Source organism: Mariniflexile sp. (assembly GCF_041583155.1).
Classification (GTDB): Bacteria; Bacteroidota; Bacteroidia; order Flavobacteriales; family Flavobacteriaceae; genus Mariniflexile.
Window position 1 is genome coordinate 60,387 of record NZ_JBFHGK010000013.1, and the last position, 17,524, is coordinate 77,910.

The 17,524-nt window shown below is 35.3% G+C and carries 14 protein-coding genes; 4 read left to right on the forward strand and 10 right to left on the reverse strand.

Going from position 1 to position 17,524, the window contains the following annotated elements:
- Positions 1–20 precede the first annotated feature (20 nt).
- The 3 genes from ABYI63_RS06890 to ABYI63_RS06900 all read left to right on the forward strand — a co-directional run bounded on the left by ABYI63_RS06890 (position 21) and on the right by ABYI63_RS06900 (position 5,138).
- Positions 21–2,456, forward strand: a complete 2,436-nt coding sequence (locus ABYI63_RS06890) for a hypothetical protein (RefSeq protein WP_372754819.1) — start codon at positions 21–23, stop codon at positions 2,454–2,456.
- An 11-nt stretch (positions 2,457–2,467) separates the two neighbouring features.
- A complete protein-coding gene (locus ABYI63_RS06895) occupies positions 2,468–2,707 on the forward strand; it encodes a hypothetical protein (RefSeq protein ID WP_372754821.1) in 240 nt (79 codons plus the stop codon).
- Between the two features lie 238 nt (positions 2,708–2,945).
- A complete protein-coding gene (locus ABYI63_RS06900; RefSeq protein WP_372754823.1) occupies positions 2,946–5,138 on the forward strand; it encodes an amino acid permease in 2,193 nt (730 codons plus the stop codon).
- Between the two features lie 26 nt (positions 5,139–5,164).
- Here the strand turns inward: ABYI63_RS06900 and ABYI63_RS06905 are convergent, their stop codons facing one another.
- The 4 genes from ABYI63_RS06905 to ABYI63_RS06920 all read right to left on the reverse strand — a co-directional run bounded on the left by ABYI63_RS06905 (position 5,165) and on the right by ABYI63_RS06920 (position 8,648).
- Positions 5,165–5,878 (reverse strand): 3'-5' exonuclease, encoded by a 714-nt coding sequence (locus tag ABYI63_RS06905; RefSeq protein WP_372754825.1) that lies wholly within the window; start codon positions 5,876–5,878, stop codon positions 5,165–5,167.
- Positions 5,875–7,026: a serine hydrolase domain-containing protein gene (locus tag ABYI63_RS06910; protein WP_372754827.1), complete on the reverse strand. Its 1,152-nt coding sequence runs from the start codon at positions 7,024–7,026 to the stop codon at positions 5,875–5,877. The genes ABYI63_RS06905 and ABYI63_RS06910 overlap by 4 nt, the downstream gene beginning before the upstream one ends.
- A gap of 63 nt (positions 7,027–7,089) precedes the next feature.
- Complete coding sequence (locus ABYI63_RS06915) at positions 7,090–7,563, reverse strand: methylated-DNA--[protein]-cysteine S-methyltransferase (RefSeq protein ID WP_372754829.1); 474 nt, start codon at positions 7,561–7,563, stop codon at positions 7,090–7,092.
- Positions 7,560–8,648 carry a CNNM domain-containing protein gene (locus ABYI63_RS06920; protein WP_372754831.1) on the reverse strand — a complete coding sequence of 363 codons (1,089 nt, stop codon included), beginning with the start codon at positions 8,646–8,648 and terminating at the stop codon, positions 7,560–7,562. Before ABYI63_RS06920 ends, ABYI63_RS06915 begins: the two co-directional genes overlap by 4 nt.
- A 113-nt stretch (positions 8,649–8,761) precedes the next feature.
- Between ABYI63_RS06920 and ABYI63_RS06925 the strand changes: the two genes are divergently transcribed.
- Complete coding sequence (locus tag ABYI63_RS06925; RefSeq protein ID WP_372754833.1) at positions 8,762–11,545, forward strand: hypothetical protein; 2,784 nt, start codon at positions 8,762–8,764, stop codon at positions 11,543–11,545.
- Between the two features lie 24 nt (positions 11,546–11,569).
- Here ABYI63_RS06925 and ABYI63_RS06930 read toward each other — a convergent pair whose 3' ends face one another.
- The 6 genes from ABYI63_RS06930 to ABYI63_RS06955 all read right to left on the reverse strand — a co-directional run bounded on the left by ABYI63_RS06930 (position 11,570) and on the right by ABYI63_RS06955 (position 17,485).
- The gene (locus ABYI63_RS06930; protein WP_372754835.1) at positions 11,570–12,952 is read right to left on the reverse strand and encodes a sulfatase; all 1,383 of its coding nucleotides are present in this window, start codon (positions 12,950–12,952) and stop codon (positions 11,570–11,572) included.
- A 173-nt stretch (positions 12,953–13,125) separates the two neighbouring features.
- Positions 13,126–14,115 carry a porphobilinogen synthase gene (hemB, locus tag ABYI63_RS06935; protein ID WP_372754837.1) on the reverse strand — a complete coding sequence of 330 codons (990 nt, stop codon included), beginning with the start codon at positions 14,113–14,115 and terminating at the stop codon, positions 13,126–13,128.
- 10 nt (positions 14,116–14,125) lie between these two features.
- Complete coding sequence (locus ABYI63_RS06940) at positions 14,126–14,512, reverse strand: YchJ family protein (RefSeq protein ID WP_372754839.1); 387 nt, start codon at positions 14,510–14,512, stop codon at positions 14,126–14,128.
- A gap of 33 nt (positions 14,513–14,545) precedes the next feature.
- The gene (gene hemF / locus ABYI63_RS06945; protein WP_372754841.1) at positions 14,546–15,448 is read right to left on the reverse strand and encodes an oxygen-dependent coproporphyrinogen oxidase; all 903 of its coding nucleotides are present in this window, start codon (positions 15,446–15,448) and stop codon (positions 14,546–14,548) included.
- A gap of 2 nt (positions 15,449–15,450) precedes the next feature.
- A complete protein-coding gene (gene nhaA, locus ABYI63_RS06950; protein ID WP_372754843.1) occupies positions 15,451–16,755 on the reverse strand; it encodes a Na+/H+ antiporter NhaA in 1,305 nt (434 codons plus the stop codon).
- Complete coding sequence (locus ABYI63_RS06955; protein ID WP_372754845.1) at positions 16,745–17,485, reverse strand: EI24 domain-containing protein; 741 nt, start codon at positions 17,483–17,485, stop codon at positions 16,745–16,747. Before ABYI63_RS06955 ends, nhaA begins: the two co-directional genes overlap by 11 nt.
- Positions 17,486–17,524 lie beyond the last annotated feature (39 nt).

A 17,524-nucleotide genomic window follows, 5' to 3' on the forward strand; every position in this document is an offset into this window, starting at 1 on the left:
AACTATACACACTAATTTTTATGATTTTACTAGGCAGTTTCAAAGTGTCTGCTCAGGTAAAAGACATAAGTGTCACATTATCACCAGCGTTAGAATATACACTTTGGGATAATAAATCGGGTTTAGAAGATGGTTTGTTGTTTGGAGGAAAAGTTGGTTTCGGTTTTGGCGAATATATTGAGTTGCGTGCAACTTATATGCAAGACATAGATTTAAATACTAGTTTTTCCGATTTTGGTTTGGTTAATTATTCAAGCGATTCATTTACAAAAAGAGATGTCAACCTAACAAGAATTGGAGGCGAATTTAAAGCAAATTTTGGCACTTCAACCAAGCTTAATCCTTATTTCACTCTAGGTTCGGGAGTTCAAACCATACAGTTGGAGTCTCAGTTTAAGCATGAGCAAATTTTTGCCTCGCTGGGTTTGGGTGCTAAATTTAATATGGGTAAACGTACTGTTTTTGCAATTGAGGCAAAAAACACCATGTATAATTTTAATGCAGGTTCTCGTTTGCTAACAGAGGCGGATAAATTAACTTTTGGAGTTTCGGATGCAGATTTTAACGATGAGAAATTAAGTAACTGGTCGGCCATGGCATCTTTACAATTTTATTTAGGAGGTCGCAAACCCGGTACATTAACCGAGTTGGATCAAGCCTATTTAAATAGCTTTTCTGGCGGATTTAGTGGAGTTAGATTTGTTCTAGAACCTGGTTTATCTAATATTCAATTTGATAACGAATCTAATTTTCGAGATGCTTGGTTGTTAGGAGGCTATTTAGGATTGGATTTTAACGATTATATCGGAATAAGAGCCTTTTACTATCAGGCAGCAAATGATGAGCAAATTTCAACCGACTTCGATAAGCTTTCCATGTATGGTGGTGAATTTAGAGCTCGATTGAATCAGCCCACCGGCGTAGTGCCTTATATAGCTTTAGGAGGCGGTTACATGAATGCATCCAACGGCTATTTAGGTAAGAACGGCAGCTCTGTAAACAATAGTTATTTTGCTTCAGGAGGTCTGGGGTTACAAGTGCCGCTAGTAAAAGGTGTTCTAGCTTATGGCGGCATTAAAGCTTTATTAACATCAAATGCCAATGAAGAAGATCTTCAATCACCAGACCAAATACAAACGCATATTATGTATGATTTTGGTTTGAAGTTAGTTTTGGGTAAAAAAGCAGCCTCTCCATCTACCGTTTATAATGAAAATTTAGAGGAAGTTCTCAATGAACAACAGCTTGATAACGATATCAAAATTTCAAATCTTAAAGCAGGCTATCAAGAAAAAATAACACAGTTAGAAGCAGACTTGAAAAAGGCTAAGGCAAATAAAGACCTGAATAAAGCCGTTGAAATTTTAGAAGATAAAAAAGCGACAGTTGAAGCTTTGAAAGAAGTAGAGGCCGTTGAGGTTGTGGCTGCAACAAAAAAAACTGAGAACATTAAAAAAGCTACTACAGAAAAGAAAGTAGAAGTGGAAAAAATAGTTGTGGCTGATGATTCGATTGTAGATGAAAATAAACCAGCAATTCATAAGAAAATAATTGAAGAAAAGAAAGTAGAGGCCCAGAGTAAATTAGTTCCTGAACCTGTTGTTGAAACGGCTCCAGTAGAAGACAAAGAACCAATGGTGCAAATGACGCCACTGGAATTTGAAATGTTAATTCAACGTATTTTAAACCAAGTTGAAACAAATGCTGTTCCATCAACAACTTTAAAAAATCAATCGCAAGCTTATAATGAAAATCAAATTTTACTTCTCAAAAAGCGGGTACTTGAATTAGAAAAAGTAGCCAATAACGCTAAATTAAAAAATGATATTAACGCCAAAGCCGAACAATCAAATGATGCCAAGTATCAACAAGTTCTAAATAAATTAGACACGCTAAATAGAAAAGTTGAAAGTAACACAGAGCGCATAGAAGGGTTGCATGCTATTCAAAAAGCAGAAAGTAATGTTATAGAGCCAGAAGTGGAGTTAAATGAAACTGAAGAAAAGGTGGTTGATACCCTATCTTTTGTAGAACCCATGAAGTTGGAAGAACCGAAACCTAATTTATCTAAACTTGCCTTTCAAGATATGGCTGGTTTTGCAGGTATTATGTTCGGAAAAGAATCGATGCCTGTAATAGGAACTCGTGCTTATTTTGGGATTCAGGCTTCTAAGATAATGTTAGTTCCCGAATTGTTCTTCGGTATTTCTAACCCAATATCCTTCGGTATTTCTGGTAACTGTATCATGCCAATAAACATAAACAACGCCACTGTAAAACCCTATGCGGGAGCTGGTTTAGGGTTTATGAACATAAAAGGGGTTGCTAAACTCAATGCCAACTTAATATTAGGTGCTAATACTAATGTATTGAATGGTAAGCTTTATGTTGATTTTACAATTCGAAATTTATTTGATTACAATCAATTAGCAGTAGGGTATAAGTTTAATTTATAAAATTGAAAATTATGGAAAAATCTAAATTAGAATTAAAAGAAGAATTTTTAAGAAAAATTGAAGACATCAAAAACTCCTGTGAAAGTTTAGTTGCTAAAGTAGGGCACCTTCAAGTAGATTTATTTAATCATCCGGATAAAGATTTGGAGAAATCATTAGATAAGTTAAACAATGATTTTTCTAATCAACATGTATATATTACAGAACTATGGCATGCCTATGAAGATAAAGTGGCTGCTTTAAAAGGATAAATTATTAAACTAGTTTTTTTTAAAGACTTAAAATTAAAAAGTAGCTTTTGCCTATCTCAAGCTGCTTTTTTTTTAAAGAATTATTCAAATAATTTCAAACCATTAAAAATAGCGTTTTCCTTAATGTATAAAGTTGAAAAAAATGAAAATGCGTGATATTTTAAGGATAAAAAACTTTAAATTTAGTAAACAATATTGGAGACTGGTGTAACTAAACAAATTTAAAATAGTAGTAAAAATGAAGGTAGAAGCCACAAAATCAGGAAAAAAATTTGGCACTATGGCTGGTGTTTTTACTCCAACATTTTTAACCATTTTAGGTGTTATCATGTATATTAGACACCCCTGGGTGGTTGGTAATGCAGGCATCTTTGGTGCGCTGTCTATAATTGTTATTGCGGTTTCCATAACCTTAACCACAGCACTATCATTATCAAGTATTACTACTAATATACGTATTGGATCCGGAGGTGCTTTTAGTTTGATTTCCCAGTCTTTGGGCTTAGAAATAGGTGGTGCCATTGGTATTCCCTTTTTCTTTTCTCAGGCAATTGCTGTAGCTATGTATGTTTTTGGTTTTAGGGAAGGTCTGCAAACATTATTACCAGAATTTGCGCCTATTATCTTAGATATTTTAATTTTCTCCTTGGTTTTAACAATTGCATTTATAAGTACTAGTTTTGCTTTTAAAATACAGTATATTATAATGGCTGTCATTATATTATCGATAGCTTCAATTCTAGGTGGCTTGTTTATACACGAGCTTAATTACGATTTTGTCTGGGTTGGCGATTACAAAGGTTCCATAGAGAATAATTTTGAGGGCACCTCCTTTTGGGTTGTTTTTGCGGTTTTTTTTCCTGCCGTTACGGGTGTAATGGCAGGTGCTAACATGTCTGGAGACCTCAAGAACCCTAGAAAAAACATTCCAATAGGAACTATTAGTGCTGTGTTAATTACCACTATCGTTTATATGGGATTGGTTTTTGTAGCAGCTTTATTAGCAACTCCAACAGAGTTATTGGAAAACTATAATGTGTTTATTGATAAGGCGTATTACGCTCCAATTGTGTTGGCAGGATTGTTAGGAGCAACATTGTCTTCTGCATTGGGGTCTTTTGTAGGTGCTCCTAGAATTTTATTGGCTTTAGGTGAAAAACAAATTCTTCCTAAAAGTCCGTTTTTAGCTAAAACCAACAAAAAGGGAGAACCAATAAATGCCATGATTATTACGGCTGTAATCGTACTTTTAGGATTGTCGCTTAGAAATTTAAATACCATAGCCCCGTTAATAACCATGTTTTTTATGATTACTTATGCCATGGTAAACGTTGTGGCCTTAATAGAGCAGTCGCTGGCTCTACCCAGTTTCAGACCAACTTTAAAAATCCCTATAATAGTTCCGTTAATTGGTGCTTTTGGCTCAATAACTGTTATGTTTATTATAAACGCAGCAGTAGCTTTAGCTTCCATAATTTTAATTATAATTTTTTATTTCTACTTAGTGAAAAAGAAATTGAAATCGGAGGCAGGCGATTCTAGAAGTGGTTTGTTTACCGCGTTGGCAGAGTGGTCTACAAAAAAAACAACAGAGTTAAGCCCCACAAGAGAAGTACGTTCATGGCGCCCCGATTTGCTTATTCCCGTAACTGCACCAAAAGATATCAGGGTGGCTTTTAAACTAATTGAAAGCGTTGTAGCTCCCAAAGGATCGGTTAAATTTTTAGCCGTTCAAAGTTTTGATAAGGATATAGAAGATAAGTTAAATGTGTTCTTGCCCGAGGTAAGTAAGCGTTTAAAAAGTAAAAATATTGCAACCAACTATACGTATATCAGTGGGAACGATTTGTCAGAAAGTTTAAAGATAAGTATGCAATCACTTAACGCCGCTTTTTTTAAACCTAATACCCTGTTTTTAACAGTTGGTAGTAATGAGCAATTTCATGATTCTTACCAAAAATTAATAGAAGTAGCTAAACTTAATAAGTATAGCGTTTTATTGTACGTGCCTTTTGAAAATGTTGGGCTTTCTTTAGAGAGAGATATCACGTTATGGCTAAAGGAATTTCCAGCAAATTGGAAGCAAAGTTACGATTTAGGAAATAATGATATTTCAATTTTAACCTCACTGCTACTTCAAAAAAACTGGAAAGGTAAAATTCATGTGAAAGTTGGGTTTGATGATAATGGTATGCAAACTAATGATGATATTAGTTTATTAAAAGATTTGGTGCGTTTTCCAGAAGATTCGATAATTGATGCTTATGATGTAAAACAAGAATTAGATTTATTAAAATCGAGTACATCCGATCTTAATATTTTGCCAATTTCGAATGACGTGAATATTAAAAAAATGATGGAACTAGTGCATTTTACTAGAACATCTGCTGTTTTTTGTTTGGATAGTTTAAATGAAAATGCTCTTGTGTAAAAGGAATATTTTAAAGTAAACTTTCCTTAAATATGAATAATTTCTTCGTTGGTTAAAAGATCATCACCACGTAAACGCAAAAATATTTGAGCCACAGCAACGGTGTCCTTTTCGCAGTAAATTACAATGCGGTCTATTTCGTTTTCTTCATAAAAAACACGATACACTTCACTACCATCAATATCATCTTTTGGCGACGGTATCCCTAATACGTTGGTTAATAATTTTAAAGAGGTATAGTTCTTATAATCGCCAAATTTCCACAATTCCAAAGTGTCTAAATGCGGTACTTCCCAAGGTTTTTTTCCGAATAAATTAAGTTTATTAGGCAACTCAATATTGTTTATTATCATGCGACGTGCAATGTATGGAAAGTCGAATTCTTTACCATTATGAGCGCATAGCAGGTGTTTAGTTTCGTTAAAATGCGAAATGAGTAGATTTTTAAAGTCTTTTAAAATTTTTACTTCATCACCCCAAAAAGAGGTTACTCTAAAGTTTCTTATATCACCACGGAAGGTAAAATAGCCTACAGAAATACAAACAATTTTACCAAATTCTGCCCAAATTCCGGCACGTTCATAAAAGTCTTCAGCAGTTTCATCGTCTTTTCTTTGGTATTTAGATTTGTGTTCCCAAAGTGCTTGTTTGGTTTCGTCCAATTCCGAAAAATGCTGAACTTCTGGAACGGTTTCAATATCTAAAAACAAGATATTTTCTAAATTAAGTTTTGAGATCATTGCTCTAGCATTTTATAAGCTTCATCAATATAAACGGAAATATCTTGTGTGAATGAGCCTACTTCCTTGTTGTTTCCTTTGGAATGGCCTAAGCGCACAATAATAACATTGTCATTAGGTTCCACAATAACGTATTGTCCTAAATGCCCACGCATCATAAAAAACTGCTTGCCATTTTGCTCTTTCAGCCACCAGCCGTAACCGTATTGTGGACTATCTGGAAACCGGGGCGTTACGGATTTTGCTACAAAAGTGGAATCTAAAATTTGCTTACCATGCCATTTACCATAGTCCTTAAAAAGTTTACCATAGCGAGCAAAATCTTTGGCATTACTTGCAATGCAGCAGTAAGATTTTACTAAATCGTGTTTTTTACTATCAACTTGCCAAAGGGTTTCGTTTTCGCAACCCAAAGGTTTCCAGAAGCTTTCTTCTAAGTACTTATAAAGTTTTTTTCCTGTTGCTCTTTCTATTACCATAGCTAGCATTTGAGTGTCGCCACTAGCATATTTAAATTTTTGTCCTGGTGTTTCTTGAACTTTTAAACCAAGCATTACTTTTTCCAGATCATCATCAAAATAAGCACGCGTTACAATGGAAAAAGGGGAATAGTATTTTTCATCCCAGGTAGTTCCAGATGCCATACTCGATAAGTCGCCTACCGTCATTTTTGCTGCTAAACCCTTATTAAATGTTGGTAAAAAATCGCTAACAGGTTGGTCTAAACTTTTTATGTAGCCATCTTGAATTGCTTTAAACATAAGTCCAGACACATAACTTTTGGCCATAGAAAACGAATTGGTTTTGGAGTTTTCATCGTAACCGTCATAATAATTTTCAAACCAAATACTGTCATTTTTTATAATCACATAAGCAATAGTTCCGTTTGATTTATTTATGGTGTTAAGGGCTTCGGTTTCTTTAACCTTATTGTAGTCTTTGTGAATTGGCCAAGGTTGCGGGATGCCATTTTCTACTTTTTGATTATCAAATTCTTTAAAATCATCTAGGTAAGCCGTGGAATAGCCTTTAAGGTAAATGGTTCTTACGGCTTTAATTAGGTAATCGGTATCGGTAACGTATAAGGAAATAATTATTAATCCAAACAAAATTAGAATTCCTTTGAAAAAGTACTTTAAGATTTTCATGTATTAAGGTTTAGTTGAATTAAATATAGGAAATAATTTTATGTATTTCAGTCCCCAAAAAAATTAAAACAAAGTCTGCTGTTTGTGTGGCCTTTCATGTTCTAAAAGCCACTGTTTTCGGTGCAAACCACCGGCATAACCAGTTAAACTACCATCACTTCCTATAACACGGTGGCAGGGAATAATTATCCAAATAGGGTTTTTGCCGTTTGCATTGGCTACAGCACGTATGGCCTTAACATCACCTAGTTGTTTAGATAAGTCTAAATATGAAATAGTTTTACCATATGGAATTTCTTGTAGCTGTTTCCATACTGTTTTTTGGAAATTCGATCCTTTTAGGTTTAGTTTTAGGCTAAAGTGCGTTCGTATACCTTCAAAATATTGCTGAAGTTGAATGACGCAATCCTCTAATTCAGTAGGAATATTGTCGGTTATTTTTTCTTCAGAGTTCAGTACAACAACAGAGCATATTCCATCCTGGTTACCAACAATTTTGGTAAAACCTAAAGGCGATTTGATGATGCAGGTTTTCACTGTTCCGTACTATCAGGATCGTCCAAGATACCTAATTTTTTAGCTCTGGATTCCCAACTTTTTCTTGCCAAGTGCTGAAGATCAGAAACGTTATCGCTTTCATCCATTATTTCCAGACCTAATAGCGTTTCAATTACATCTTCCATGGTAACAATACCACTAACAGATCCGTATTCATCAACCACTAAAGCCATATGGTTTCTGCTCTCCACCAATTTTTCAAATAGCTGAGGTATTGGCAATCGCCTATGTACAACAATGATGTTTCGTTTAAGTTCCGATAATTTTTTGTGACCATTATCAAGTGCCATTTCCTTAAAGACTTCATCTTTTAAAACTAGCCCTATGATATTATCTGAATCCTCATCATAAATAGGGATTCTTGAAAATCGTAAATTTAAATTTCTTGCAAAAAAGTCTTCTACAGTCGTGTTTTCATTTTCTGTTTGGATAACGGTTCGGGGCGTCATCACATCTTTAGCATATATTTCTTTAAATGTTAGCAGATTTTTAATTATTTTACTTTCATTCTCTTGAAAGACACCTTCCTTCTGGGCCATATCGGTCATTAGAATAAAGTTTTCCCGATTTAAAACGCTTCCATGTCCTTTACCTCCAATAAGTTTTGTGGTTAATTGGAGTAACCATAAAATACCAGTCCATTTTAATGGAAACATTAAAACAACCAAGACTTTCGCGGTAAAATTCACTAAATTTTCCCAATAAGTGGCTCCTATGGTTTTTGGAATAATTTCTGAGGCAACTAATATTAAAAACGTCATAAGCGCAGAAACAACCCCTACGGTGTTTATACCGAGAAATTCAATTTTATAAGGCAGTTTTTCTGCTTCAATTCCAACCATCATAGCACCTAATGTGTGCGCTACCGTATTTAGTGTAAGAATCGTGATAAGGGGCTTGTCAATGTCTTTTTTTAGTTTTTCTAAGGTATGTGCATAGAGTTTACCTTCTTGTTTTTTTAGATTTAAAAAGGTAGGTGTTACGCTTAATAAAACAGCTTCAAGAATAGAGCATAAAAAAGAAAAGAAAATAGAAATGGTTGCCCAAAAAATTAATGTGTTCATTAAAAAAGTTTTCTTAGCGCTAATTTACAAAATCAATTTAATCTTTTAATGTAAGAATTTGTTTTATATTGGTATGATAATTGTGTAAGGTTTTTAACCTAACTAAGCGATTTATGAAAAACAATTTCTGCACCATTCTGTTCTGTTTCTTTTTCCTTTTAATAAGCCATCAAGTTCAATCCCAGGAAAAGTCATTGGTTATAGACTCTAAAAATGCCTACGCCGAAAAAATCTATATACAGTTAAGCAGCAGCGTTTTTACCACCGATAATACCATTTGGTTCAAGGCCATAGTCACTGATTTTGCACACTTACCCACCAAAATAAGCAGTGTCCTGCATGTGGAACTTATTGATTTCGACAAGCGCATCATAGACAAAAAACTGTTGAAACTGGACTATGGAAAGGCCGATGGTTTTTTCGATCTAAATGAAGAGTTGCCCCCGGGACGCTACATGGTACGTGCCTATACCCAATGGAACAAAAACTTTGATAGCGCATTCATTTCACAGACCTATATCGATATCTACGCAGCCAAAAAAGTTTCGGAAAATGAAGAGGCCATCAGGAACATCACGCTTACGGAAACCGCTCCCGACCAATTTGAACTTTCGGCAAAGGCATACCCAAACTTACTGAACCCAAAATACAAAGGCAAGCTAAAAATGTACATCCATACCGATAAAAAAACAGATTCGGTAGAAATAAAAAAAGGTGCAGATGAAGGCTATTCATTTCAATATGCACTCCCAAAAGATGTTATAAAAGCCCGCATGGAACTAAAACTGGATTCCGTAAAACTAAGGAACAACAATCTGGGACATGTAAGTTCATACAGCAAAACCGTAGCGGTAAACAAGGAGTATCTGGACTTACAGTTTTTCCCCGAAGGCGGCAAGTTGGTAGATGGGCTCACAAGTACCATCGGGTTTAAGGCACTCGATTATAACAACAAAGGGAAGGAAGTCAGCGGTTATATTGTAGACCAAGACGGTAACATCATCATGCCCTTCCAAAGCAACCCTTTGGGCATGGGGACTACCTATTTAACACCCGACATCCAAAAAACTTACTACGCCAGTGTAAAAGGTAAGAACGATATAGAATACAAATACGAACTGCCCAAAGCAAACCCAACGGGCGTGGTGATAAAAGTAAAGGAACTACAGGAGTATATCATCATCACCTTAAACTCCAAAGACCCAAACCAAGAGGAACTGCACGTAAAAGCACAGGCACGGGGCGTGGAGTACGATAGTTTCTATCTGCCATTCAAAAAAGGAATCGCTAATACGGGCATAGAAAAAAGCATGTTTCCCGAGGGCATCATTAAGTTCACCATCACCAACAAACAAAACCAAATTGTTGCCGAACGTTTGTTCTTTAATTTTAAGGAAGACGAACGCATCAACATAACAACCACCCCACATTTAAAGCATTACAGACAACGCGATAAAACCGTTTTGAACTTGACCACAAAGGATAAGGAAAGTAATGCCATTAAAACCAACCTATCGGTATTGGTGGTCAACAAGGAACAATTGGGAAGCGTGAACGATGCACGTAGCAATATTCTATCCTATTTTCTGTTGGATTCAGAATTAAAAGGCAACATAGAAACCCCTTCCCATTATTTCAACCCGAACAACCAGAGCAGAAAACACGATATGGATGCCCTGTTATTGACCCAAGGTTGGAGCAATTATAAATATGAAAGTACGGAGTTTAGCACCGATTTTGAGTTTCTGCCGGAAACAAGTTTATCTGTTATAGGTAGGGTAAGGAATCTTTTCGGTGCCAACAAACCCTTAAGAGAACCTGTGGAGGTCACTATGGTTTATGGTCCTTTAAACGTAGCAACCCAACAAGTAGACAGCACAGGGGTTTTCCATTTTCAGATAGATGATTATTATAAGGATAATTTTAAAGTTACGATTCAGACCAAAAATGAAAAAGGAGACAAAAAGAATTTCACAATAGATTTGGATATGCCTATTAGTCCAAAAGTGGAATTTTTAAGAGAAGAACAAGTACAATTGATAGATAGTGTCAATGTTTATGTGGAACAGAACATTGCCCGCAGACAAGCATTGGAGGACTTTAAAGTAGCTAATGGCACCATTGCTCTAGATGAAGTGAAGCTTGATGGTTATAATATGACGCCAACTCGAGAAAAAGTGATGGATTTACATGGTGCACCAGATTTGGTGATAGAAAATGATGAACTGATGACAAAAACAAAAAAATGGCATTATGGGTTGTATAGTTTGTTGCAATTCAATTATCCTAATGATGTTGGTATAATCGACACGGGTGATTACTTAGTAGCATATGTTTACGGATCTGACCGCACGATTGTTATCATAGACGGTATTGCTGTAAAACCTTTAGATTATCCATATTTGGAAAGTTTACCTACGGAAGAAATTAAAAGCTTTGAGATAATAAATCGTCCAACATATCCAAGATATTATGATTCTGACTTAAATAGGCCTTCTTTTTCTAATGAAGATCAGATGTTTGCACCAACTGAATCGGTTTCTGAAGGAAGAACGTCAATAATAAGCATCTATACGTATACAGGCAAGGGATATTATGGTGTACAAAGACCAAAAGGTATTTATAAAGGCAGTGTTCAAGGTTTTACGCCCAAGCGTGAATTTTATGCGCCAAAATATGATGCAGATGACATTAACGATTGGAAGATACCCGATTTACGTTCGGTAGTCCATTGGTTACCAAATTTCAATACAGATGAAAATGGAGAGGCAAAAGTTGAGTTTTATAATGCAGACAATATAGGTGATATGCTTGTTATAATAGAAGGCATTACCAATCAAGGCAACATTGGGTATTTTGAAACTACCTATAGCGTTGATAAAAAAATAGAACGGTAATTTTATTAAGATTTATTGGTACTATCAATTCATTAAAACATCGCCTTGTTGGTTCATCCAAGCAACAATAGCGTGTTTAAAATTTGTTACTTCTTTTAAGTAATTAGGGTTATCTGCTAAATTATTCAACTCCCAAGGGTCCGAATTTAAATCATAAAGTTCATACTCTGGTCTTTTTCTGTAACGCTGCACCATATTTGATGCATTTTGGTTTGTTGCAGCTTTATCAAGCCAACTTAAATACATTTTCCTTACGTGTCGGTCTTCCATTTTATCAATATAACCGTAATCGAAACCATTAATAACCCGAACAGCAAATAGGGTATTGGGTGTTAAATTCCAAATAAGTTTAAAACGTCCATCTGTAACGGCACGAGATGAAAAGTCGGTTCCTTCTTTACCGTTATTATATACAAAAAATGCATTTTCTCTATGCTTGTTTGTTTTACCACTAATAATGGGCATCAAACTTTTACCATCTAAATTTTCAGGGATTTTGCCTCCTGCAGCATCTATTAATGTGGGTACAATATCGCAATATTGGGCAATGGTATTGGTTTCAAAAATTTTATTATAAGGCGCAGGAAATTTCATGATACAACCAGACCGTACACCCCAATCATAATTACTCCATTTCCCATTGGGCATACCCGTTCCATTTTCACTTAAAACAATCAACGCAGTGTTTTGTTCTAGTGAAAAGGTTTTCATTAAGGTTTGAACGTTTCCAACTTGTTCATCAAACAATCGTATTTCTGCAAGATGCTCCCGAAAATAGTGTCTAGTTTCTTGGGTGTCAACTAAAATAGGAGGTAGTTTTAGGTCGCTTAAATTCCACCAAGAAGTATCTCCAGAATCCCATGGCGCATGGGCGTGTACAGAGCATATGATAAGGCAAAAGGGTTGCTCTTGGTTACGTGAAACAAATTCTTTTACGCTATCCCATGATTCTGATATTGGTTTTTTGGCATTAGCATTTTCTTCAAAGCCTTCAATGAATTCAAAGGGATAAACTGCTGCAGGCGAAAAGTGCCTTTTTCCAGTTAACCCAACCCGGTAACCTAGTTTTTTAAGGTAATGAACAATACTTAGCGTGCCAGTTTTTGTGGGCATATGATTGCTAGAACATCCATTTCTATGAGGTTGTAAGCCAGTATATAATTCTGCTCTAGTTGGGCCACAAACGGCTTGGGAAACAAACATATTGTTAAACTTAATCCCTTCTTTTGCTAGTTTATCAATATTAGGAGAGGTATTTGGATTTAGGGCGTTATAACAGCCTAGGCTAGAAGGACTAATATCATCTCCTAAAACAATAATATAATTAGGTGCTTGTGAAAGGATGGTTTGCGTTACCGCTATAAAGAGCGTTAAAATTACTTTGGAATTTAAGAATCGGTTTCTCATAACGGATAAATTTTCGGTTGATTTTTTTAATTAAAATAAGTGTCTTCTAAGAAGTTTTATTTAATAAAATTTATAAAAATCGGTAGTTTTTAATCAAATTTAGTCACATAAACATAATGATTCTTGCCTATTGTTTTAGAAGAGAAGTTCGTATTGTAATTGAAACTAGTTTGCTAACTTATAAGTTTAACCACATCTTTGGCAAAATAGGACGCTATAATATCTGCCCCAGCACGTTTAAAAGCAGTTGTGGTTTCCATCATAACTTGGTTGTGATTTAACCAACCTTTTTCGGCAGCGGCTTTTAACATGGCATATTCACCAGACACTTGATACACAGCAACAGGTACATCAACTTCATTTTTAATGTCTCTTAGAATATCAAGATATGAAAGTCCTGGTTTTACCATAACAATATCGGCGCCCTCATCAATATCCATATTAGTTTCTCTGATGGCTTCTAAACGGTTTCCATAATCCATTTGGTAGGTTTTTTTATCTTTTGGAATATCAACCATATCCACTGGTGCAGAATCTAACGCATCGCGAAACGGTCCGTAAAATGCCGAAGCATATTTAGCCGAATAACTCATAATTCCGGTATTAATAAACCCCTCATCTTCCAAAGCTTCTCGAATGGTTAAAATACGTCCATCCATCATATCACTTGGTGCTACAAAATTGGCACCAGCTTGCGCATGCGAAACGCTCATTTCTGCTAGAAACTGGGCAGTTGGGTCGTTAACTATCATACCGTTTTCTATAATACCATCATGTCCGTAAATAGAATAAGGATCTAAAGCCACATCCGTCATAACCAACATATCTGGGCAGGCATTTTTTACGGTTTTAATCGCACGTTGCATCAATCCGTTAGGGTTTAAGGCCTCGGTACCTTTATTGTCTTTTAAATTATCTGGTACCTTAACGAATAGTAGCACCGATTTTAAACCTAAACTCCAAAGTTCCTTCACTTCCTTTTCTAGTAAATCTAGACTGTAACGGAAATAATTTGGCATGCTCGGAATTTCATCTTTTATATTTTGGCCTTCAACTACAAATAAAGGGACTAAAAAATCGCTTGGAGATAGGATGGTTTCTCGAACTAAGGAACGAATGGCTTCATTGGTTCTTAAACGTCTGTTTCTTCTAAGTGGGTACATTACTATTATTTTATTTACTTAAACCTAAATAGGTCCACTGATTATTTTCTTTTAAAAAAGCAGATTTTTCGTGAATCACTTCTACTTTTCCGCGCTCGTAAAAATACGCATTAAATGTGACGGTACCATCGGAATCGGTTTCATTTCCTTTGGAAGTTTCCAAAACTTCTAATTTTATCCATTGTACGGATTTGGCCCAAGAAACGATGTCTTTTTTCTCCTTTATTGGTCGGGTAGAAGGGTGATGACTTAGCATTAAATAGTCGCCATTAGCCAAAACGAATGCAGAATATCTGGAGCGCATTAACTGTTCAGCTGTTTTAGTTTTACCGCCATTTTTATGGTAAATTTCACAGCAATTTTGGTAGGTTTTATTATTTCCGCAGTAGCAATTCAAATTCCTGATTTTTTTAACCTTTTAGGATTTTATTTAAACCCAATCTACAGGTTTTTTTAATACTTCTATCAATTTTTCTTCTTGGCTTCCTGGCTCGGGCTTATGGTTGTAAACCCATTGCACATGTGGTGGCAAACTCATTAAAATACTTTCTATGCGTCCGTTGGTTTTTAATCCAAATAAGGTGCCTTTATCGTGTACCAAATTAAATTCAACATAACGTCCACGGCGAATTTCTTGCCAGTTTCTTTGGGCCTCGGTATACGGTAAGGTTTTGCGTTTTTCAACAATAGGCACATAGGCTTCTAAGAAGCTATCGCCTACTTCGGTAACAAAACTGTACCAATCTTGCATTGTCATCTCATCTGTTGCTTTACAATAATCGAAAAACAAACCGCCAAGGCCTCGACCTTCTTCACGATGTGCGTTGTAGAAATATTCATCACAACGCTTTTTGTAAGTGGTGTAAAACTCCCGATTATGCTTGTCGCAAGCCGTTTTACAGATGCGATGGAAATGAATGGCATCTTCTTCAAATAGGTAATAGGGCGTTAAATCTTGTCCGCCACCAAACCAACTATCAATTATGTTACCGTTTTCATCGTACATCTCAAAATAGCGCCAATTAGCGTGTACGGTTGGAACCAATGGGTTTTTAGGGTGAAGCACCAAACTTAATCCGCATGCAAAAAAATCAACATCACCTACATTAAAATAGGTTTGCATTGACTTTGGTAATTTTCCATGAACTCCAGAAATATTGACGCCACCTTTTTCAAAAACGTTACCATTTTCAATAACACGTGTACGCCCGCCGCCACCTTCAGGTCGTTCCCAAATATCTTCTTGAAATGTAGCTTTACCGTCAATAGCTTCTAATCCGGATGTTATGGTATCTTGTAAATTTTGTATGTATTGATAGAATGTGTCTTTCATATTTATTTTTTGAAGCGTAATATGATAAATCCAAGGACTGCAGAAATTAATGAGCCTATTAGAATACCAATTTTCGCAGAATCTATGTAGGTAGGGCTATCCACAAAGGCTAAACCTGCAATAAAAATAGCCATGGTAAAACCAATACCAGCTAGAAATGAAACGCCTATAATTTGAAGATTCGAAATATCTTGCGGAATTTCAATAATCTTAAGTTTTTTGGCTAGTAAAACGATGGAAGAGATCCCAATGCTTTTACCTAATACTAAGCAGATAGTTATATTAATAACCAAAGCTATATCCAAAGGAATGCCGCTATTTAAAACCACACCTGCATTGGCTAAAGCAAATAGTGGAATGATAAAATAGGCCACCCAATCGTGTAAATTGTGCTCCATGTGTTGAAGTGGCGATTGGTATTTGTTGGTCCAATCTTCTAAATCATCAATTTCCTGAATTTGTTCTCTGGATAGAATGGGTTTTTTTGAAATCCTTGCTTGTTTAATATTGTTGGTAATTGATACCAGGTTATCGATAAATTCTTGCGTTTTTATTTTCTGACTGATAGGCACTGAAAACGCTAGCAAAATACCAGCAAGGGTAGGGTGAATACCCGATTTTAAAAATAATGTCCAAATGATAATTCCTAAAAAAATCAATGTAAACTTTGAAAAAAGTCCTCTGTATGATAAAAAGTATAAAATGGCTAATAATACAAATGCGATACCTAATAAACTAACTTTAATGGTACCACTATAAAATAAGGCTATAACTAAAACAGCACCCAAATCGTCGACGATTGCAAAAGCAGTTAAAAACACCTTTAAGCTAAGCGGTACTTTGTTTCCTAATACTTTTAAAATAGCTAGAGAAAAGGCAATATCGGTAGCCATGGGAATACCCCAACCTTTAAATGTGTCTGGGTTTTGATTTATAAGGATGAAAAACAGCACAGGAATAAGCATGCCTCCTAAAGCACCAACTAATGGAAATGCTAGTTTTTTAGTGGAATTAAGTTCTCCAATTAAGAACTCCCTTTTAATTTCCAATCCAATTAGAAAAAAGAAGATGGCCATTAACCCATCATTAATCCAAAGTATTAATGGTTTGTTTAATTCAAAGCTTTCGGTGGTAACACCCATTTTATATTGCCAAATAGCATAATAGCTTTCTGATAAAGGCGAATTGGCCCAAATAAGTGCTAAAATGGTAGCAATGAGTAATAAGATTCCACTCGAACTTTCAATTTTAACGAATTTTTGAAATGGAGATAATATGATTTTTTGAACCATTTTTTTATTTGTCATTTAATTTTAAAGCTTCAATAGTTTTTACTGAAGCTGCGGTTACCGAAAGCGGCAGCACTAAAATTACACCAATTACGGGAATTAATAAAAAAAGCAGGAAAATAATACCATTTCCAATGGCTAACCCACGGTTGTTTTTAACAAATTGGATACTTTCATGGTATTTGAAATGACGCTCTAATGTATAGTCCATATTACCAAAACCAGCGTAGTAAGCTTGAACTAATACTAATAATACAGTTGAAAATATACCAATAATAGGTATAAAACCAAGTAAAAGTATTGGTACAGTTAAAACTAGTTCTAAGCCTAGATTTCTAATATTTATACGAATACCTCGTAAAAGTTGGGCAAGGAATGAAGTTTTTCTGTGTGTATGCAATTGGCCTACTAAATGATGTTCAATTTTTTCTGAAACGGGACTCATAAAGGGCGCGGATAGAGCCATTATAATATGCTTGAACAAGATGAGCCCTATAAGAATTATTAACAAGCCACCTATGATATTACAAATGGTTGTAAAGGTTTCTTTGCCCCAATTCCAAACCCATATTTTAGAGACATAAAACCCAATATTATCGGATAAGGCATAGGCAGAAACGCCAATTAGAATGGCCGTTATGAAACTTATTAGCATTGGAATAACAAAATACTTCCAAAGCTTTAGTTTGGATATTAAACTAAACGCTCCAAAATAGGCTTGAATTCCTGAAAATATATTTTTAATCATATAAAGCCACTCTTTAACCCTCTCCTTTGGAGAGGGTGT

Coding starts and splice junctions, on each gene's coding strand:
- hemF (WP_372754841.1), bottom strand. CDS start 15,448: ATGAAAGACACATTCTATCAATACATACAAAATTTACAAGATACCATA.
- ABYI63_RS06905 (WP_372754825.1), bottom strand. CDS start 5,878: ATGATCTCAAAACTTAATTTAGAAAATATCTTGTTTTTAGATATTGAA.
- ABYI63_RS06925 (WP_372754833.1), top strand. CDS start 8,762: ATGAAAAACAATTTCTGCACCATTCTGTTCTGTTTCTTTTTCCTTTTA.
- ABYI63_RS06910 (WP_372754827.1), bottom strand. CDS start 7,026: ATGAAAATCTTAAAGTACTTTTTCAAAGGAATTCTAATTTTGTTTGGA.
- nhaA (WP_372754843.1), bottom strand. CDS start 16,755: ATGACAAATAAAAAAATGGTTCAAAAAATCATATTATCTCCATTTCAA.
- ABYI63_RS06930 (WP_372754835.1), bottom strand. CDS start 12,952: ATGAGAAACCGATTCTTAAATTCCAAAGTAATTTTAACGCTCTTTATA.
- ABYI63_RS06900 (WP_372754823.1), top strand. CDS start 2,946: ATGAAGGTAGAAGCCACAAAATCAGGAAAAAAATTTGGCACTATGGCT.
- ABYI63_RS06920 (WP_372754831.1), bottom strand. CDS start 8,648: ATGAACACATTAATTTTTTGGGCAACCATTTCTATTTTCTTTTCTTTT.
- ABYI63_RS06895 (WP_372754821.1), top strand. CDS start 2,468: ATGGAAAAATCTAAATTAGAATTAAAAGAAGAATTTTTAAGAAAAATT.
- ABYI63_RS06955 (WP_372754845.1), bottom strand. CDS start 17,485: ATGATTAAAAATATATTTTCAGGAATTCAAGCCTATTTTGGAGCGTTT.
- hemB (WP_372754837.1), bottom strand. CDS start 14,115: ATGTACCCACTTAGAAGAAACAGACGTTTAAGAACCAATGAAGCCATT.
- ABYI63_RS06890 (WP_372754819.1), top strand. CDS start 21: ATGATTTTACTAGGCAGTTTCAAAGTGTCTGCTCAGGTAAAAGACATA.